General features: G+C 55.9%; 9 protein-coding genes. 3 read left to right on the top strand and 6 right to left on the bottom strand.

Annotation, left to right across the window (positions count from 1 at the left end; genetic code table 11):
* Positions 1 to 96: 96 nt before the first annotated feature.
* Genes FYC48_RS22635 through FYC48_RS22620 form a run of 4 tightly spaced genes read right to left on the bottom strand, consistent with a single transcriptional unit; the run spans position 97 to position 4710 of the window.
* Positions 97 to 1437, bottom strand: coding sequence for a metal ABC transporter permease (locus FYC48_RS22635; protein WP_230776026.1), 1341 nt, complete (start codon positions 1435 to 1437; stop codon positions 97 to 99).
* Complete coding sequence (locus tag FYC48_RS22630; protein ID WP_235034377.1) at positions 1434 to 3026, bottom strand: metal ABC transporter permease; 1593 nt, start codon at positions 3024 to 3026, stop codon at positions 1434 to 1436. Before FYC48_RS22630 ends, FYC48_RS22635 begins: the two co-directional genes overlap by 4 nt.
* Entirely contained in the window at positions 3023 to 3814 is a 792-nt protein-coding gene (locus FYC48_RS22625) for a metal ABC transporter ATP-binding protein (protein ID WP_149499065.1), read from the bottom strand. The genes FYC48_RS22630 and FYC48_RS22625 overlap by 4 nt, the downstream gene beginning before the upstream one ends.
* Entirely contained in the window at positions 3814 to 4710 is an 897-nt protein-coding gene (locus FYC48_RS22620) for a metal ABC transporter solute-binding protein, Zn/Mn family (protein ID WP_235034376.1), read from the bottom strand. Before FYC48_RS22620 ends, FYC48_RS22625 begins: the two co-directional genes overlap by 1 nt.
* Positions 4711 to 5487: 777 nt before the next feature.
* Between FYC48_RS22620 and FYC48_RS28680 the strand changes: the two genes are divergently transcribed.
* Positions 5488 to 5823 (top strand): RNA recognition motif domain-containing protein, encoded by a 336-nt coding sequence (locus tag FYC48_RS28680; RefSeq protein WP_149499063.1) that lies wholly within the window; start codon positions 5488 to 5490, stop codon positions 5821 to 5823.
* A gap of 235 nt (positions 5824 to 6058) precedes the next feature.
* Here the strand turns inward: FYC48_RS28680 and FYC48_RS22610 are convergent, their stop codons facing one another.
* Positions 6059 to 12307: a hypothetical protein gene (locus tag FYC48_RS22610; protein ID WP_149499062.1), complete on the bottom strand. Its 6249-nt coding sequence runs from the start codon at positions 12305 to 12307 to the stop codon at positions 6059 to 6061.
* 668 nt (positions 12308 to 12975) lie between these two features.
* Here FYC48_RS22610 and FYC48_RS22605 point away from each other — a divergent pair.
* Together FYC48_RS22605 and FYC48_RS22600 are read left to right on the top strand one after the other, a co-directional pair.
* Complete coding sequence (locus FYC48_RS22605) at positions 12976 to 15876, top strand: PSD1 and planctomycete cytochrome C domain-containing protein (RefSeq protein ID WP_149499061.1); 2901 nt, start codon at positions 12976 to 12978, stop codon at positions 15874 to 15876.
* Positions 15877 to 15933: 57 nt separating this feature from the next.
* A complete protein-coding gene (locus FYC48_RS22600) occupies positions 15934 to 17421 on the top strand; it encodes a DUF1501 domain-containing protein (protein WP_200836677.1) in 1488 nt (495 codons plus the stop codon).
* 202 nt (positions 17422 to 17623) lie between these two features.
* On the opposite strand, the gene FYC48_RS22595 is transcribed toward FYC48_RS22600, so the two are convergent.
* On the bottom strand, positions 17624 to 20509 hold the full coding sequence (locus FYC48_RS22595) for a PVC-type heme-binding CxxCH protein (protein ID WP_149499060.1): 2886 nt from the start codon (positions 20507 to 20509) through the stop codon (positions 17624 to 17626).
* Positions 20510 to 20625: the final 116 nt, after the last annotated feature.

The following is a 20625-nucleotide window of genomic DNA, read 5'->3' as shown; positions in this document are numbered from 1 at the left end:
CAAATTGACCACCAACGATTGGACTAAACGCTACAACCGGAACCGTGGATTGAGGTCGAGCCAGCATGACACGAAGATCGCCTCGCATTGACGGTTTTATTCATGCTCGTCCGGAATAGGACGGCCGTGCGGGTCTTCTTTGGGGGCATCGGTCTGCTTGGACAATCGCTCGCGAAGTTCACGGTCTGTGAAATGCTCGAACCGTTCGGCTTGGTCATGAATTCGATCCGTTCCGCGACCAGCTCGATCGACCAAGTATTGCTCCCACAATCGGTGAGAACGCACCAAGCGTTGTCCGCGGCGCCGGCCCGTCTTTGTCAATTCAAGCGAAGTCGTCCCGGATTGTAGTTCTCCTGACCGACGCAACATTCGAATCGCAAGTCGCAAAGCGGTTCCCGTGGTCAACAAGTTTTCCTGTACTTCGCCAGGTGTGGGCGTTCGATGGTCGATCTCTTCGGCCCGGAAAAGGTAAGCGACGATGTCGTCGCACAAGATGGTGAGCGACAATACCTGGCGTCGGACGGCTTTGACCAAGACGCCGTGTGTCGGACTGAAGGTCGCTGCAAACACAAAAAATATCCCCGTCGCGACGGCGATCATTCCGGCGGTCGTAGTGCTACCGAACCCGAACCAAGTCGGAACACTGATCGCCATCACGTGTCCCAACATCGACGAACAGGCGGCAACAATCGCGCTGATCAGAATCATGATGCCCATACGGTCGGTCAGCATGTATGCCGCGGCCGGCGGTACGACAAACATCGCAACGACCAGGATGCTCCCGACACTCTCGAACGAAGCGACGGCGGTCACCGAAACCAAAACCATCAACACATAGTGCATCCATTTCGCTGAATAGCCCATCGTGGTCGCGAGCGCGGGATCGAATGAAGTCAAACGGAGCTCTTTGAAGAACGCGATCACGAAAACAATATTGATGATCGTCACCGCCCCCAAGATCATTGCCGCACGAGGAACAAGATGGCCGAAGACGTTGACCGTATCGAGTGGCGTCAACTCAATCGCCCCATACAACACGCAGTACGGATCCAGATCAACGTTGTCCGCCGTCTGTACCAACAACACCAATCCAAGTGCAAAGAGCGATGTGAAGACGACTCCCATCGAAGCCCCTTCATCGACATTCCCGGTCGTCCGGATCCACTCGGTGAAAAACGCGGTGAGTATGCCGACAACGACCGCGCCGAGGAACATCGTCAACGAATCACGCGACTGAGTGATGAAGAAAGCCGCCGCGATCCCAGGCAACACGGCATGCGTGATCGCATCGCCCAACATGCTCATCCGGCGGAGCACCAGAAAGTTGCCCAACAGCGCCGACGATACCGCCGCCAGCGCGCCGACCAGAACGATCCAACCATCAAGCGACCACGACCATTGGATCGCGAGCAACGAAAGTGCATTGCCGTTTATCAAGATTGCTCCCTCGTAGGCGACTCGGCACCTCGATCGCCCGACACGTTGACGGACCATTCCTCGGCCGTATGCTCGTCGGCCGGCGTTTCCGCTGTCGACCGCTGTTCTAATTCGTGAGGGCTGACGGGAACCGAAATCGTGGTGCCTTGATCATCGAGTAAATCTTCGAGCTGGTCGATCACTTCCGGAGCGAGCACATGCTCGATCGCATCTGCATCCCGATCCACGTTGGCCGTCGCGACTTCGGCGAACGTGATCAGATACATTTCCCACAATCGGTGTTGCCGGGTCAAACGCGCCGCTTCGGTCAGACCGGCACCGGTCAACTTACAAGATCCGTTTGAACGACGAATCAAATCATCATCGACCGCTCGGTCGATCGCTCGTTCCAACCGCCGCAGCGACCAACTTCGCATCGACATCAATTTGGCGACCGAGACGGTAATCTTTCGGTGGGCGATTGCTTTGGGAGGTGTCTGGCCCGCGGGTGCCTTTGGTTGACCTTGTTCGATCTGTTCGAACATCGCACGCAGCAAGTGTTGGCGATCGATTCGCCGGTTTAACTGCTGGCGACGTAACAGCCGAATCAACACGCCACGCCGCGTCCCAAGCATCATGCTGACGAAGAAAAACGCCGAACAAACCAGAACGATCATCGCCCCCGATGGCAGACCGGGAAAGACTGCGCTGGCCAATCCACCGATCACACTGCCTGTTACTCCCAGCACAGCCGAGCAAATCATCATTCGTGACATCGCTTCGGTCCAGAACCGCGCCGCCGCTGCCGGGATCACCAATAACGCAATAATCAGAATTAACCCAACCGCCTGAAGCCCGACGATAGTGACCAGCACAATCATGGCCATCAGTAGGATGTCTAAAAAGACCACCGGGTACCCCTGGGCGCCGGCGAATCCTTCGTCAAAACAAAGCAGTTGAAGCTCTTTGAATAGTAACAGGCATCCCGAAATAACCACCACCGATACGATCGCGATCAGGCGTGCGTCGGCTGCCTGCATCGAGGCCGTCATTCCAAAAATAAAGCCTTCCAAGCCTGCGGCATGACCGGTCTGCATCTGTTGAATCACGCCGAACAAGGCCATGCCCAAACCAAAGAAGACACTCAACACGATGCCCAACGCCGCGTCTTCTTTCAATCGCGTTTGATTGCGGATCAGGAGAATCCCAGCGACGCCGACCAACCCTGTCACCGTCGCCCCGGCCAAAAGAACCGGAATCGATTTCCCGTCGCCTCCCATCACCGTCGCGATCATGAAGGCGAGCGCGATGCCGGGGGTACTGGCGTGGGCCAAGGCATCTCCCATCAAGGCTCGTTTACGAAGCAAGGTGAAACTGCCGACCAAACCTGCCGCGCCGCCGAGTGTGGCAACGCCGAAAATGACCACGCGCGTGTTGTAGTCACGCATGGTGACGACACGAACCAAATCCGACCAAAATGGGTTGACCGAAGCGGCTTGCTGTGGGCTGAATTCGGCTAGGCCCACCCACCCGCCAACCACCCCAGCGATGTCGACGAAAACAGGCGTCCACATCACGGCAACGGTCATCAAGTCCGACAACGCAATCATAAGCTCGTTTCACGCCGGCGCATCGCTTCGGTGACCTCGTCCAACAACGTCAGTCGTCCGCCATACGTCTTTTGTAGATTTTCCGGGGTAAACGTTTCGACGACCGGTCCGTGTGCGACGACTCGCATGTTTAGTAGCACGACGTAGTCGAAATACTCCGGCACGGTTTGCAAGTCGTGGTGGATGACCACGGCCGTTTTTCCGCGTCCTTTCAATTCACGCAAGATGTCAACGATCGCCAGTTCCGTCGACGCGTCAACGGCGGCGAAGGGTTCGTCCATCAAATACAAATCGGCATCCTGGACGAGCGCCCGAGCAAGAAATGTGCGCTGTTGTTGGCCACCGGATAGCTGGCTGATTTGCCGGTCGGCTAGATCACCGATGCCAACTCGACGCAACGCTTCACGTGCTTGGGCACGGTGACGTTTTCGAACCGGCCGGCACCAACCGATCTTGTCGTACAAGCCCATCGTCACGACATCGAGCGCGCTGACGGGAAATTGCCAATCGACACTTTCGCGCTGGGGCACATAGCCGACACGATTTCGCGAGTGCCGGTAGGTCTGACCAAAGAAACGAACGCGTCCCGACGCCCGAGGGATCAAGTCCATTGAAGCCTTTAGCAGCGTGCTCTTTCCGGCACCGTTGGGACCGACGATCCCAACCAAACTGCCGGAGGGAAGATCAAACGACACATCCCAAATCACTGGCTTGCGGTGATACGCTACCGTCAAATCATAGATTGACAGCGGTGTGGCTGGATCGGAAGGCTCGTTCGGCTGAGGCATCACTTGGGACTACTTTTTCCACCCAGTTTACCGCCAAAACCGCCAGCGGGCACCTGTCCACCAAGTGCGGCTGCCGTTGTACTGAGGTTATGGTCCAACATTCCAACGTACGTTCCTTCGTAAGTCCCGGCGAGCCCCATCGCATCGCTGAAGAGAACCCCTCCGGTGCTGACTTCGTGACCGCGTTGGGCTGCGCCCTCCATCAAGGCTTCGACGTTTTTTGGACGAACGCTACTCTCGACGAACACCGACCGAACGTCGCGTTCGATCAGCAAGTCGACTAATTCGTTGATCCGCCGCAACCCGGCCTCCGATTCGGTCGAGATCCCCTGAATCCCTTGAACCTCAAGTCCATACGCTTGTCCGAAGTAACTGAAAGCGTCGTGTGACGTGATCAATAGGCGACTTTTTTCGGGGACCGTCGCCATCACCTGCTGGCCGTATGCGTGCAGTTTTTCGAGTTCAGCTTGGTAAGCGACCGCTGCCTCAGCGAACTTGTCGGCCAACTCCGGTTTAAGCTTCCCGAGTTCTTCGGCCACCAGCGGCACGCACTGGCTCCATAGCGAAACATCATTCCAAAGGTGCGGATCCGGATGTGCGGACTGGCCCAACGTTTCTTCGCCGCCAGCACGGAGCAATCGCGACGCGTCGACGGCGTCGGTGATCGCGATGACCGGTTTGGTTTGCCCGACCTTTTCGAGCGTGTCGATCATTTTGCCTTCGAGTTTCAGGCCACAGTAAAAAACGATTTCGGCACTTTGGATCTTGCGGACGTCGTCGGTGGTGGGTTTGTAGAGGTGTGGATCAACCCCTGCCCCACAGATCTGCGTCACTTCGACGTCGTCACCGCCGACTTGTCGGACGAGGTCCGCAACCATCCCGACGGTAGCAACCACGTTGATTTTTTCGGACCGGGACGTCGGCCGAGAATTGCATCCCCCCCAGGCGATTACGAAAAACATGGCCGAAACACAGCCCAACGAAGCTACCCGGCGATTTGACTGAGGCGACATAAAGGGGCGAATCCTTTGCGGAGAATGACGTTGCGACCCGTGGTAGCGAGGAAATCCGGTCAATCGACAGCCCAAGACGGCGAAGGCTTTCCGAAACAGCAAGCCCAGCCAGCAAACGCTTCCCCCGCCAACCACGCGTTGCGACAAAACACAGCCAAAGCCTAGCGATTGTCGTGCTCCGATCCTACGGGATGACCTTTCGAATCACACGACGAGACACGAAAAGACGTGCCCCTACCGGCTCCTATCCTAGTGCTTCGTTCCCGTTCTATCTTGGGATTCACCGAATCGCGTTCGCCACAGTTTCCGCGCAATCACCGGGCAAACGCCCGTCGGATGAAGAGCCGGCCCTGTTTTATCGAGACGAACCACGAGTTTCGGCATGTTCATTTGCTGGCATTTAGGTGGGTGGTGGCGGAGACGATTGCGGCAAAATGGGGTACTTCGTTGCGTTAACTTTTTGTAAGGAAGTGCACATACCCAGCAGAATGATCGCCAACCCACCCTCAATTAGTGTTACACTCGGCGGCAGAGTGGATGGCGAATGGCGTCATCCCGTGTGATTGAAGACCGAACTCTCAGAACGAAATGGACCGCTGTGTGTGCGTCGCCGAATGCTCCGAGTGCATAGGCCTTCTGGACTAGGGAGCGATTGAAGCGATGAAAATGTATGTGGGGAATCTAGCCTGGGGTGTAACGACCGAGAAGCTAGAGGAACTTTTTAGGCAGTATGGTCAGGTCGATGATGCGATCGTCCTGACTGATCGAGAAACGGGCCGAAGTCGCGGCTTTGGCTTTGTCACGATGGCAGATGAAGCGGCAAAGGAAGCGATTGACGCTCTTGATGGCCACGACTACGAAGGTCGTCCGTTGCGAGTGAACGAAGCTCAAGAACGTGCTCCGCGCGGTGGCGGCGGCGGAGGTGGTGGTGGTTACCGAGGTGGCGGCGGCGGTGGTGGCCACCGCGGCGGCGGCGGCGGAGGCCGCAACTGGTAGGCTTCGGCACCAACCATAACGATGAATTAACAGAGGGTGCAGTCGGCAATGCCGGCTGCACCCTCTTGCATTTAAGTGCCTTGTTCCTCGGCGTCTTGTTCCTCGGCGTCTTGTATTTCAGTGTCTTGCGTCAGCGAAATCACTTGCCGATCGCCAACGCGAGCGGCAAGGCACGAACTGCCGACGAAGCGACGCTGGCTGCCGACGAAGCGACGCTGGCTCGCAAGCGAGAACGCTATGGGGCAGCGACTTCATGCAATGTTGCCCCTTTGGTCTCGCTTAGCACCATGATCGCATATCGTTCGGCTCCCTTCGCATCGCTCGCACTGATACTGGTGAAATCGAATCTCCCACGTCCATCGGTGTATCCGTCTTTGAAAAACCGAATGTCGCCGCCGGGATACCGGGCGTAGACTTTGACGTACGCGCCGGCAACCGGCCGATGAGTCGTCGCATCGGTTGTCTGCAGTTGCCCAAATGCTTCGCTAACGTAGGTCGTCAGTTGGCCGCCGTAGTACAACGCGGTACTTCGCGACGCCCCGACGTGACTTTCGACGAGCAACGTTTTACTACGCAATTGTCGTGGAATCTCCAGTTCGGTTGTTCCCGTTTGCGAACGCAGTGTGACCGTCTGGGAGGATGTCGGCTTGACCATCGCGATCTTTTGCAAGTCGCTGCGTGCGAACGGCGCCTTGCTGAACAACAATTCCAAATCCACGCCGTAGTAATTCAGCTCCACCTGATCCGCGTTGCGGTGATTCAAACGGACTTGATCGCCATCGACACTCACGATGACTTCTGGAACCGACGCCGAAGCTTGGCTGTTTCGGCGCTCGCGATCTGCGATTGCTAGGTCGGCGGCTTCCGGTGAAACCGCTTCCTCATCCACACCATTTCCGGTCTCCGATTTGACCAATTGCTGATTGTCCATCAAGTCAGACTGCTGCAGAACTTGAAGCGACATCTGGCCGAAACGGTCGCGCCAACGCGGCACCGGATGTTCTGCATGCCGCGTCGCGATTTCTAGTGCGTATTGATAGTTGCCTTGGTGCATCGCAAGGTAGCCGGCCAAGTAGTCGTACTGTAGTTGCGTAGCGATCGTATCTCTGTCCAGGCCCTGAAAGTACGCGATCGCTTCTTCGATACGATTTTGCAACAACAAGTAGTACGTCAGCGGCAGCACTTGTTCGGATTCGATCGCGGGCTGAAATCCGATCCGACGGACGAACCGCTGGTACTGGCTTAGAAATGTCGAATTTAGAATCTCGTCCTGATCCCCCAGGCGATGAATCCGTGCTCGTACCAATGGAGCGTACTCCAGGTGTTCGTAGGACTGTCGATCGATCGCGTCGACCACCAGCAATGTCGATCTCAATTCAGGACCGACACGATCGACCAAGTCAGTTCGCAATGACAGGAAACGCTGCATCGCGGGCTCATTGCGATGATGAAACCCATACGCCCAGACCTCGGCCAGCGGCAAACGAGTCTTGGCGATCGTTTCAGTAACGACATCGAAAACCTCGCGATCACGCAACCGATGAAAGATTAACGTCCAATCGAGTTCGTGCACGTTAGCTTGATCGAGGAATTCCCCAATCTGCTCTGCCGTTCCGTCGACGGCTATGCTTTGCCAAGTGACTTCGTCGTTATCCCACTGATCAGCGACTCGGAATGTCAGTGTTTCGGCGGACGCGAGTCGTTGATCCCCCCTCGAAACATTCGCCGGATAGTGGGCAAACGTGCCTGCGACTGGGAAGTAAAACTGGTACTCGACTGATGAAACGCCAAACGGTTTGATCACGAGGGTCTGGCTGTCGGTCGTTTGGCTATTAGCAAGCGGAAGGCTTCCCGCCGGAATCTGCCAGAACACTTCAACGGTTTGCTCATCGGCGGTTGGATTGGACACCACCACTTGGCCCTTGTAGGCACGTCCGGTCAGAAAGCGTTCATTGACCGCTTCGGTCGTGTCGCGGCTTGAATCCGGAGTCGCGAGCTGGAACAGCTGGCCGATCAAGACGCTGGCCGAATCGTCCGCCGCCTTGAGTTCACGCAATCGCTTGGCGACCAAGGCTACGGCATGTTCGGGCCGATAAACGGTTTCTGGTTTGGTCGGCAATGATATATCGCCGGACTGAAGCGGGAGTCCGCTCATCGCCAGTGCGATCAACGCCGCGTGTCGATTGCCCGTCGGTTCCAGTAGATTGGTTGAAACAGGCAAACGATTACCGGGGCCAAACTTTTGCCCCGCCAAGTCACTCCAGAATGCGTCCACGGGGATCAGCTGACCCGGTTCACTACCGACCGATCGAACGCGATCGAAATGGCTTTCGGCCCATTGCTTGGTGCTGTCGAGTTCTTGATACAGCATGCGAGCGGCGACATCTTTCCGCGCCTTCAACATCGACAAATTTGATCGACCGAGGGCAAGGCCATCGGATTGGCGGGCATGGAGTTCAACTGCGGAACGTGAGCGTCGTTCTGATCTTGAAGAATCTCCAAAGAAGCCACCGCCCCCCATTCCGCCTGCCATTCCCATTAGTGCTTCCGATTCGGCGACGTCGCCCATGGAATACAGTTGGGAAGAAACCTTCGCTTCGGCAACGGCGTCGAATCTTGAAAGTCCGCTCGATCGTAACGCGGTTTCGATAAGAATCCGCCGACGACGATAATCATTCGATGCCGCATCAACCATGTCGGAGAGATCGCGAACAATACCGGAACGCAATTCCGGCAACCGAATGGCCAACAGCGCTCGCTCAGCAGCCGACAACCGACGATAACGCCAAAGCTCGGTATAGGCAGAAACATCATTACCGAGCAACCAGTGGTCGATAAATTGCTTCTCTTTCTTGTTGCTCAGGTATGGCCGAATCACAGCCTCGAAGAAATCGTGATCATGGACCGATAAGAACAGATGCAGTTCATGGCTGGCCAATTTCGAATACTCGGCGAACTTTTCCTCGTCGGACAACGTGTGCCACCGACGCAGCACCGCGAACTCCGACAGTCGATCGTCATTGATTAGCGTCTCGTAAAGGCGGAACAAGGAGTCGACATCGCCGTAGACTTGCACTTGGGCCGAGCCGAGCGATGCGAGATCGAGCGGTTGATCTGGTCCGACAATCGAAACAACACGTTCGAACGAAAGGGCACGATCAACGGGCAGCGAGTTCGCCAACCGCAAGTCATCTGTTTCAAAATCATCGAGCGTGTTGGTGAGTGTTCGACCAACCAATGTCATCGGATCGGAAACGATTAGCTGTACGATCGGCATGCCCTGCACGACGTCCGCCGGTATCGTTAGCGAGCCATCTTCGCCCGGAATCAGATTTGCGACCAGCACGCCGGCATCGCTCAAAAAGTCGTAGTCCGATCCGACTGCGGCTACCGCGCCACCGCGTTGACCGCCTGCTCGCATTCGCGGTGCTGATGCGGGTTCAGACGCCGCCATTGGGGACATTTCGTCGCCGGCACCGGCGACCTGGGACTGATTACTCGTTGTTTCCGTTTCCCACGGGTTCAGCAAGACGCTCGGTTGAGGCAACATGACTCCGGGGTACTTTGCCGCAAACTGCCGTCGCAACACGTACTCATATTCGTCGCCTAGTCGTAAATCACTGATGTACCCGGATCGCATTAACGAAAGCCGTCGACCGTCCAACAAAGGCATGTCGAGTTTCAGCGCATCGAACGCCGATGTCTGACCAAAGTATCGAGAGGCGACCAAGTGAACGCGTGCCAATCTTGTTTCGCCGCTCAACCGCAAACGAATGCTTCCGTCATCATTCTGTACGACGGATTCGATCGACAGGGGGACACGTGGACTTTTTTGCCGATGACGAACTTTCCCGGCAATCACATCTCCGATCACCTTGCCTTCAACGACGGAGATCTCGGTCCGTTGATGTTTTAAACGATCGTAGATCACGTAGTCGCCGGCCGGTAACTTGCCCGCGACTAAGAACCCCGCTTCGACTCGCAGAGTCTCTGAGACGTCGGTCTGAAATGCGGCATCGCGAATTTCCAACAATCGGTAATTCTCTCGACCGCTACCATCGACCAAAGGCAACTGAAGCGTCTCGTCGGTCGACAGATGGATGACCGATGGCCAGCGCTGATGGTCGATCCGGGTCGTGAAATGATGGCGAGGTTGTCCGGCGATCCCGTATGAAAGTACACCTACATTGTCCAGCGTTCCCAACCGAACACGCCCCCGATCATCGGATTGCAACGTCACTTCGGGGCTGAAATCACCGAGCGTCATCGAACAGGTGACTTTTACCATCGCCCCGCCTACGATCTCGCCATTGCGGCCGCGGGTTTCGATCACATAGTTTTCGTCGTCTCGAGTTAGAAACGCATCGACGGTCTGATTCGTTTTTCGGATTCCGGCGAGTTCGATCGTCTCACCGACGCTCAATTTCCGTGTCCGATGATCACTTAGTCCAGGGATTTCGCCGGAGAGTTCAAAGTGCAGACTCGCTAAACGAGGCGGAACACGGAATTCCACCGTTGTCTCTTTTGCCTGATCGAGTTCAATGTTTTCGAATTGCTTTGTCGTTTCGATCCCATCGAGGTCGATCGCCGCCACACGTAGTGACAAGCTTTTCAGGATCGACGGATCTATTGCAACCGAACCGAGTGATAGCCGAGGCCGCACTACCAACGTGGCCATCCTTCCTGATTGAACCAACACCGGATCGATCAAGAACCCGGCTTTCAGGCTGTACTTTTCGACCAGTGGGTTCAGCTTCACTTCCCGAGCGATCGCACCGTCAAAGATGATCCCTCTCGCTTGTTTTGCGTCGCTGACCAACGGTATCAAGATATGCCCGTGGTCATCCGCCGTGAATTCTTGATTCTGAAAGAACAGCTTGGCCGACGGAACCACATTGCGTCCCTCATCAAGCACCGTGATTTGGGTCCCGTTAGGCGTTTGTGACCGTACCGTATGCAGATCGCCGTGCCGTATGATCGTTCGTGCGCGACGGCCTTTGCCAACCAAGTCAATGATCCAAACACCACGCCCTTTCGTTTCGTCGATTGCGATCGTTTCGCGATGCCGTTCGATCGCGGGACGATCATATTCGAGAGTACGCTCGTAGGTCGGAACGAGTCCATCCAGATCGATGCTCGTATCAAGGATGTGCGTGTTCGTTCGATAGTACGCGAGCGAATTGATTTCGTAGACCCGAACCACCAGCTTGTCGATGTTCTTGACGTCGACGAGTAACTCGGTTGAATCGTCACCAGAAAATCGTGTGCGATTCTGCGGCGCGAATGTCAATTCGACTTTGTCGCGTAGTTCCTTACGCTCGGCCGCCGACAACATTTCAAAGAACGGCTGAGGATTCGAAACTCCGGCAAGCAGCTTTGTCCTCGCGAACACCCGGCGGACAAAGTCGGGCTGAAGCAAATCGGTGTACTCCTCGAAATCCTTTGCATCACGCAAAAAGTGTTCGAGATAGGTTTCGATCAGTGGTTGGTCGTTGCCGACCGGTGGCAGGAAGGCGACGTCAGAATAATTCTGTCCAAGGTTGGCACGATTCCCCGCGCGGGCAAGGATGGGTGCTACGATATGACTTTGACGTGGTAAACGCAGATAGCGAATAAACAGATCCTTATCCCAGTGCCCCGCCTGCAGATTGGCTTCCATCAAGCGATAGGCCGCACTTGCTTTCAGCGAGTTATACGATGGGGGTAGGGATTGCGTGTACAGTTCGACTCGCCGCAAATACTCCCGCCGTTGCTCGGGTTGCTGACTCAAATCCACATCCGCGCCGGGGCGCAGGCGATGGAGTTTTGCGTTGACGAACGCATTGTCGTCAGCGATCGAGGGGACCTGTCGACCGACCTCATCTAACTCGGCGAGGGTCAGAAAAGTATGGGCCCGAAGATCCCCAAACTTGCGATCGCGTTGCGTTCGCGAATTCAGCTCTTTGACGACCAGGCGATCGAGCGCATTGAGGTAAGGACCGTCGACTTGATTGAGGAAGTCATGCAAACCGATCCCCAGGTTGCCCGGCGTATCCGACAGAAACCAGTCAGCGGCGATTTGCCTTCCTTGCGGAGAGAGCTTGATGTTTTCCGAAAGCGAACGACGCACGATCGATTCCGCATCGAGCAGTTGTTCGGGTAGGGCACTGGGATAACGTCGCTCCCCCTGACGCACCGGTGGGCTATGGCTTAGTTCAATCCCGAGATGACGAATCAGATAATCGATCGCCGTTTGTGGATTCAGATCGTAGCTGAGTAACCGCTGACGCTCGGTCATGGTGTGCATCAAAGGCGTCATTCCACCGTTTCGTGCATTCACCCATGACTTCAAAATCGCTTCGGCCTGCGCCAATTGCTGTTGGTTTTGGTAGTGCAGGCAATGATAGAAGTAATAGTCGTCGCTGCCCGGGATCAGCTCTGCAAGGACTGCCTCGCGGTCGGCTGCCAACGCATAGCGTTCCATGAATCCGATTGGTTCGGCCATGACGTTTTTCGGGATCAAACCGGCAAAGAGAAGTACGGAGCCGGCTGCGAAAGCCGAAAAGTTACGGCAAAGGCTCCGCCGAATCGGGTGTTTATGATCTCGCTTGATCATGACAGATCACCATATCAGAAAGTTCGTCGTGATGGCTCGCACGTAAGCTTCCCACGCTTCACGCGGGAATTCGTGCAGTAAAGACTCGTGGCGACGCGCACCGCCTCTCGGTCTAACGTAGCCGCCCGAAAGGACGCACGACGACGAGATTTCTTAGGGATTGAAGAGAAAAAATCTCGAATCGCTGTCGTACCGCAGTGATTCGCGTTTTTTCTTTCGCATCGGTCCACCATGGCGGGCTTTGCTACCAACTTCCCAGTCCGAACCGACTTTCCAGGATGCTGCGAATCCCCGAGGCGGGTGCGATGCCAATATCAAGAAGTCTCGCAAAAACTTGTCCCCGGTTTCACAGCCCATTAAACTGATCGCTCGCGGTCGATCAATCACCCGGAAACATTGCCCGCATCAATGTTGCCCGCATCGTTGATACATCAAAGCCTCCTACTGCATCCGTTTCACGACACCGGTGCACGCTGCGGCAACTTCGCGATCACACGAACGTTTGCTTCGCTCGATCGCAATCCTCCCTCCACCATCCCACCGACCACCACCGCCTTATGTCGCTGCTTCGCGCCGCCACCGCACTCGTGGTCGCATTTATCGTGATGGAATCAACGGGGCATTCGCTCGAGCGACCGCCGGCACGGTCACCAAAAAAAACGCTCGAACGTTTCGAGGAGCACATCCAACCGCTGCTAGCCAAAAAATGCGGACGGTGTCATGGCGATCGAGTCCAGAAGGGTGAGCTTAATTTGGCGACGCTCGCTGGCATCCGGCAAGGCGGTGAGTCCGGTGAACCCGCTGTCGGCGAGACGCTCGACGAAAGCCCGCTATGGTATCTGATCGAAAGTGAAGAGATGCCGCCCGAAGGCTTGCCCAGATTAACCGAAGACGAAAAGCAATCGCTTAAGCAATGGATCGCATCGGCGGACCTCTCTGCGGGTGCGTCCGAGACGAAAACGCCGCTTCATCAGCACGACGTGCTGCCAATCGTCTTGCTGCGGTGCGTAACCTGCCATGGTGCTCAGCGACAAGACGGTGACCTTGACCTCCGCTCGGTCGCGGGGATGAAATGCGGCGGTCAAACGGGGCCCGCTTTGCAGCCCGGTGACGCCGAGCAAAGCTTGATGATTCAGCGGATCGAAAGCGAAGCTTGCCCGCCAAGTGACTTGTTACTGAAGTTCTTCGTGCGACGGCCAACGTCTAGCGAAACCGAACAGCTGAAAAAATGGATCAACCAAGGCGCCACGGAACTTCCACTAAAACCCGATGTCGCCAATGGTGCCCCCGATCCTTTAGTGACTGACGAAGACCGTTCACACTGGTCGTTTCAGCCGCTGCCGATCCGAGACAACGATTCACCATCAACCTCGATCGATGACTTCATCGGCGATCGACTTCGCCAACACGGTTTGACGTTGTCTCCCCAAGCCGACCGTGACACTTTGATTCGGCGTGTCTACTTGGACTTGATCGGAATGCCCCCGACACGACAACAATGGCGATACTGGCGTGAGAGCACTGACCCGCAGTGGTACGCGCGGATGGTTGATCAATTGCTGGAATCGCCACACTACGGCGAACGTTGGGGACGCTATTGGCTTGACCTTGCCGGCTACGCGGATTCCGAAGGAGGCATTTCGGCGGATCCCATTCGCCCGGTCGCATGGAAGTATCGCGACTACGTCATTGATGCCTTTAATGATGATAAGCCGTACGACCAATTCTTACTGGAGCAACTCGCCGGAGATGAACTGGTCGACTACCAAAATGCCGAGACGGTGACCGAAGAAATGGTCGACCGTTTGGTCGCAACAGGCTTTCTGCGAATGGGAATCGACGAGACCGGATCGCGGACGATGAATTTTGTCCCCGAACGATTGAAGGTCATCAGTGATGCCATCAACATTGTCAGCACCTCACTAATGGGATTGACAATGGAATGTGCCCGTTGCCACTCACACAAATACGATCCAATCCCCCAACGCGATTACTATCGGTTCAAGGCGATCTTTCAAGGGGCGTTCGACGAACACGATTGGCTGAGCTTTAAGACTCGAAAGATCAACTTCGGCACCGATCATCAACGCCAAACAGCCGCCAAGATTAACCCGCCGCTGCAACGGAAAATCAAACAACTTCAATCAAAGCAAAAGCAGGCGAAGAAGCAGTTGCAACTCTCGCTGCTCCGCGCGCACTATCCCAACCAGTCTGACGAGGACAATGAACTGACCGTCAAGGCACTCCGGATCGCCGACAACAATCGAACGCTGCCTCAACGGACGCTCGTCGAACGCTTACAGCTAGCGGAGTTGCTGCCCGATTCGGAGCAGCCGACGGAGGTTGTCGAAGTCCGCACCGAGATCGAACGATTGAGACGACAAATCGATCGATTGAGTCGACAATTGGCGCCGACTTTGGAAATCCGAGCCCTCTGGGATCAAGGTCGTCCCTCGCCAACGTACCTACTTCAACGTGGCGAGCATAACAAACCAGGACGCTGGGTCGGACCGGGCGTTCCGGCAGTCCTGACCGATGGCACGACCACGTTTGAAGTCAATCCGCCGTTCCCCGGCGGCACCGCTAAGACCGGTCGTCGCCTGGCGTTTGCGCGCTGGCTAACACGTCCCGATCACCCGCTGACCGCCCGTGTGATGGTCAATCGAATTTGGCATCATCACTTCGGTCGAGGGATCGTCGCCGGTCTTGATAACTTTGGACGCCAAGGCGATCGCCCCACACATCCTGAACTACTCGACTGGCTATCGAAATCGTTTGTCGACAACGGCTGGAGCGTCAAGCACGTGCATCGTTTGATCATGAATTCGGATACCTACCGGCAATCGAGCCGGGTGACCGATCAACACCGCGAGCATGATCCTGACAACCAATGGTTCTCACGAATGAACCTTCGTCGCCTGGACGCCGAAGCCCTGCGCGATTCTCTGTTGTTTGTCAGCGATCGTTTGGATCCCAATCCCGGTGGACTTCCCGACGCGGTCTCTGTCGATCGTGATGGCTTGGTCAGCATCGATCCGACACCGGAAGGAAACTGGCGACGCAGCGTATACCTGCAATATCGCCGTACGGAAATTCCTACGATGATGGACACCTTCGATTACCCACCGATGGGTCCCAACTGTTTGTCACGCAATGTCTCGACCGTTTCGCCACAAGCGTTGCTGATGATGAACAACGGGCACATCCACGAATTGTCGCAGGCGTTTGCCGAACGGATCGAAGCGATTTGTTCAGATGCGGGTATCTCGGATGACCGATCGGTGATCGAAACCGTTTACGGCGTGTTGTTGACAAGGCAGCCCAATGACGACGAATTGTTTGCCGGAAGAGACACACTCGCAAAGCTAACCGAACTTTATCGCGGTGATCGAACACCGGCTCTACAAGCCTACTGCCATACCTTGTTCAATTCCGCGGCGCTGCTGTACGTCGATTGACGGTCTGATGACAGCACTCGATAACAGTCACCAACCGTGGCGAGTACCAACCGGCCAATGAAACGACCTGTGAACGAATCCAAACCACTGCCGTTGACACGACGACGATTGTTCTCGCGCGCCGGTGAGGGACTGTTTGGTGCGGCGCTAACCCAATTGCTTTGCGACGATTTCTTCGGTGGCACATCGGCACTCGGAAGTGAAACATTGCCGCATGATCAGGGAGCCTTGGGCGGTCACAACCTGCGTCCCAAACTGCCCCATCATCCGGCGACCGCGACCTCGGTCATTCAGCTATTCATGAACGGCGGGCCCAGCCAGATGGACCTGTTCGATCCCAAACCGACCTTGAACCGAATGGACGGCAAAGCCTATCCGGGCAACCCGGAAGACCTCGGTAACTTTGGGACCGCAGGGATCGGCGTCATGATGGGCGGACGTTATCAATTTGAACGACATGGCGAATGTGGAATGTGGATGGGCGATCCGCTGCCCCACACATCGAAAATGGTCGACGACTTGTGCATGATTCATTCAATGTGGACGGACCACCCCAATCACGACAACGCGCTTTACAAAATTCATAGCGGGCGGTTGTTCATGGGCTATCCGACGCTGGGTGCCTGGACGACGTATGGCTTAGGATCGGAAAATCAAAATCTGCCGGCCTATGTCGTCTTGAGCGATCCCCTCGGAATCCCTAAGAACGGCACACGGAACTGGACCAGCGGGTTTCTTCCCCAGGTCTACGCGGGCACTCCGTTTCGTCCGACCGGGTCGCCGATCCTGCACCTGAAACCACAGTACGAACAACCTTCGCCGGTGACCGACACGGCGCGACAATTACTCCGACAACTGGACGAGATTCATCGACAGGATCGCCCCTATCAACCCGATCTCGATTCGCGGATCGAATCCTACGGACTTGCCGCTCGGATGCAGCTTTCGGCGAGCGAAGCCCTCGACTTGTCGCGTGAAAGCCAAAAAACTAAATCGATGTACGGTGTCGGTGAAAAACCCACCGACTCCTACGCGCGGCGATGCCTGCTAGCCCGGCGATTGGTCGAGCGTGGCGTTCGTTTCGTCCAGATTTTTTTGGAAGAGCAACCCTGGGACAGCCACGTCGATCTAGGACCAAACCATCGCGCCGCCTGCGAACGAACGGACAAACCCGTTGCCGCATTACTGCAAGACTTGAAACAACGCGGACTACTCGACAGCACCCTGGTGATCTGGGGTGGCGAGTTTGGACGTACACCGACGACGCAAAAGACCGGTGATATCTACACCGGTCGCGACCACAACATGCAAGCCTTCACGAGTTGGATGGCCGGTGGCGGCGTGCGTGGAGGCCTGTCCTATGGTGCGACGGATGAATTTGGTCACAAAGTCGTCGAGAACCCGGTCAGTGTGCACGACTTTCATGCCACGATCTTACACCTACTCGGCTTGCACCATCACAAGCTGTATTTCGAGCGCAGCGGACTGGAAGAACGCCTCACCGGTGTCGAAGAGCCGCATGTTGTCACGGACATCATCGGCTAAGGCGTCCTCAACCGAGTTTCGAAATTGCGAGCTTGCCATCCACGACGAGACCAGACGGTTCATCGAGCACGTCACTTCTTGTGTTTGGATTATTCCCGATTGGGAGCGTCAAGGCGTAGGCTCGGCGACGTCGCATCTGGAATCCTCCCCGGGGTCCTGGCCCGCCCCGTATCGGAAAAGCGAGTGATTCCGGAACACTCTGCTAGGGAAGCTCGACCTGCACCGGACTCATCAGGTATCCCAGTAGATCGCGTACCTCGTTATCGGTCAGCGTGGTCAACAACCCATCGGGCATCGGTGAAAGCGGCGTCACACGAACCTGCTCGATCGAGTCCATCGAAATTGTCTCCTTGGTCGATTGAGTCTGAATGACCAACGTTTTGTCGTTCTCGCTGACGATCAAGCCGTTCAGCACTCGACCGTCCTCGAGCAAAACGATCGACATCCGGTGCTCTTTACCGACGACGGCACTTGGGTCCAAAATGTTCTGCAACAAGTAATCCAGACTGGAGCGTTGGGCGCCGGTCAAATCGGGACCAATCTTTTCACCGTCGCCGAACAATCGGTGACACTGGGCACACGTTTTCTTAAACAGTGCCCGCCCCGCCGAAAGATCGGCCGTGGCTAGTTTGTCTTCGGTCAGCCGAGCCTTCAGCGCCGAAATTTTTTCCAACCGGTCAGCCGGTGATTCACGCAGCGTCCCCCAGCGTTCGGTCAGTTTTTTTTCCAGTGATGCGTCACCGAACGCCAAAATTTGTCGCGCATGAAACGCCGTCAGATCCGTTTTGGGAATCGAATTTCGCTCGGCATCCAGATGGTCTAACAATGCATCTGCAAACACCGGACGCGAGACCAGAATTTCAATTACCGCAGGACGATCATTAGGATGAAAGCGACGGTACATCGATGCCAATTTCTTACCGACTTCGGGATCATTGAATTGCGACAATCCCTGAGCAGCGGTCGCGTTCAGTTCGCGTTGATTTAATAGCGACTCGCAGATCTTCCGCAAGTCCTTCGGCTGGGCTTTGATCAACGAACGAAGCGCCGAAACACGCGTCTTTAATCGAACGTTTGACGCCAAGGCAATTCGTCGAAGCTCATCGAGAGCCTGCCCGTCGCCGAAGAGAAGGTTCAATCGCCGTGTCAGTTCGGGCCGAGCTTTGGCAGCTTCGCTCAATACGAATCGCGACCAAGCCGGTGGCGCGTCGACTTTTTGCCAGCCTTCGAAGGCTTCACCAAGACCGACAAGCACTTGGATTTGCATCGACGCTGGAAACAACGATGCGGCGTCCAGCAATCCATCGAGCGCGGCAGGTTCACGTTCCACGCTCGATGCGATCGCCCGTGACATCCACTTCAACACCGAAGGATAACGACAGTGCGTGGCCGCCCGGACAAGCTGACTTGGCGATTGTTTGGCCACCGGCATCAGGCCAAACCAAATCAGCGAGGGCAAATCACGGTCGTTTGCGAACTCGCTTCGGCTAAGTAATCGCGTCGCCAATGACAGTCGATCTTGGACCGGCATCCGCTGGAGCGTCGACGCCAACGTCAACAGGACTAAGCCTGATTCATCCGCTTCGGCTAATTCGTGGAATCGCCGCACACTGATAGGATCGGCTGGATATGTCGCCCCTCGGGGCGGCCCCAAAAATGTATCCAACGGCCACCGGTCGGTTAGCAAGCGAATCGCCCAAACGCGAACGTGTTCTTCATCGTGATCAAGCAGTTGTCGCAACCTTTCGGGCGTGACACTTCCATCGATATAGTCACGCCAAAGTTGCGGCAACTGTCCATCCCCAGCCAAACAGGCTGGCTTGGTAAATCGATTTGCCAAGGGTCCTGCCGAATCATCGGCGCCATAAGAGACTTTATAAATACGTCCGCTGGTCCGGTGCACACCGGTGTGATCGTGGCACTCACCGGTATCGCTCCAATCCAAAACGTAGGCATCTCCGTCGGGTCCGGTACTGATTTCGATGCCGCGGAAAAACGGGTCTTTGCAGACAAACAGATCGGGACAGTGGGAACCGACATACCCGGCCCCTTCGCGATGTAGCGATTCGACGTTGCAGCGCAAACCGTGCATGTTCAAGGTCATCAATTTGTCATGATAAATCTGTGGCCATTTGTTGCCTTGATAAATCATCATGCCGATGTGGGCGTGGCCACCGCCAAGTTCATTGGCCGCCCCATCACGACTTTGTTGCCATGATCCGTTGCGGTCGTAGTGATAGTGATCGGCGATCATGTCCAATCGTTCGTAAACCAAGGGGTTCGGACTTTCGCCGAACGATTCGATAAAGTGGGCTCCGGGCATGCAGTGCCAAAGGTGTCCGATCACGGTGTTGATAAAAAACAGTTCGCCGTTTTTATCCCAATCATGCCCCCATGGGTTGACGGTCCCATGAGTCAGGACTTCGACGGTTTTCCACTCTGGATGATAGCGCCAGATGCCACCATCGATCGGCACCCGCTGATCCGGCGGCGTCCCCGGACGCCCGATCTTTCCAGGACATGAATGACCGCAGCGTCCGTACAACCATCCGTCCGGCCCCCAGCGCAGCCCGTTGGCGAAGTTGTGGTAGTTCGCATCTGCGACCGTGAATCCATCCAAGACGACTTGGGGTGGCCCGTCGGGACGATCGTCTTGGTCCGCATCGGGAATGAACAACAGCTGTGGTGGACACATCAACCAAACGCCACCACGACCGACCTCGACACTCGTCAGCATTTGGACCTTGTCGGTGAAGACTTTTCGCTCGTCCGCCGAGCCGTCGCCATCGCTGTCATGCAAAACGATGACGCGGTCTCGCAGCGACAAATCAAAATGCTGCGTTCGATCGGAGTACGTGTAGTTCTCGGCAACCCACATACGTTTGCGATCGTCCCAAGCCATCGCGATCGGATTGCGGACGTCGGGCTCGGCCGCAAACACCGACGCAGAAAACCCCTCGGGTAGCTGCATCGTTTTTGCAGCCATCGCCGGATCCATCGGTTCGGCATCGCGATCGGCTTCGTTGTTGTAGACGTCTGGGAAATCTGAATCGGCGATCTCGTCAGCCCTGGCAATAGCGACCGTCATGCTCCAAAGAAAACTGGCGATGACAGAAGGAATGATTGACGATCGGAAAACGTGGTGAAGATGAGCGCAGAGTGTTTTCACGGTGGGCCCCGATGGGCGGGCAGTAAGTAAGTAGT

Origin of the sequence: Roseiconus lacunae (assembly GCF_008312935.1) — a bacterium.
Taxonomy (GTDB): Bacteria; Planctomycetota; Planctomycetia; order Pirellulales; family Pirellulaceae; genus Stieleria; species Stieleria lacunae.
This window is presented reverse-complemented; position numbering and strand designations above follow the sequence as displayed.

What these genes read in the sequence shown, in the direction of transcription:
- FYC48_RS22605 (WP_149499061.1), top strand. Translation starts at nt 12,976, where the DNA reads ATGTCGCTGCTTCGCGCCGCCACCGCACTCGTGGTCGCATTTATCGTG.
- FYC48_RS22595 (WP_149499060.1), bottom strand. Translation starts at nt 20,509, where the DNA reads ATGACGGTCGCTATTGCCAGGGCTGACGAGATCGCCGATTCAGATTTC.
- FYC48_RS22625 (WP_149499065.1), bottom strand. Translation starts at nt 3,814, where the DNA reads ATGCCTCAGCCGAACGAGCCTTCCGATCCAGCCACACCGCTGTCAATC.
- FYC48_RS28680 (WP_149499063.1), top strand. Translation starts at nt 5,488, where the DNA reads ATGAAAATGTATGTGGGGAATCTAGCCTGGGGTGTAACGACCGAGAAG.
- FYC48_RS22610 (WP_149499062.1), bottom strand. Translation starts at nt 12,307, where the DNA reads ATGGCCGAACCAATCGGATTCATGGAACGCTATGCGTTGGCAGCCGAC.
- FYC48_RS22600 (WP_200836677.1), top strand. Translation starts at nt 15,934, where the DNA reads ATGAAACGACCTGTGAACGAATCCAAACCACTGCCGTTGACACGACGA.
- FYC48_RS22630 (WP_235034377.1), bottom strand. Translation starts at nt 3,026, where the DNA reads ATGATTGCGTTGTCGGACTTGATGACCGTTGCCGTGATGTGGACGCCT.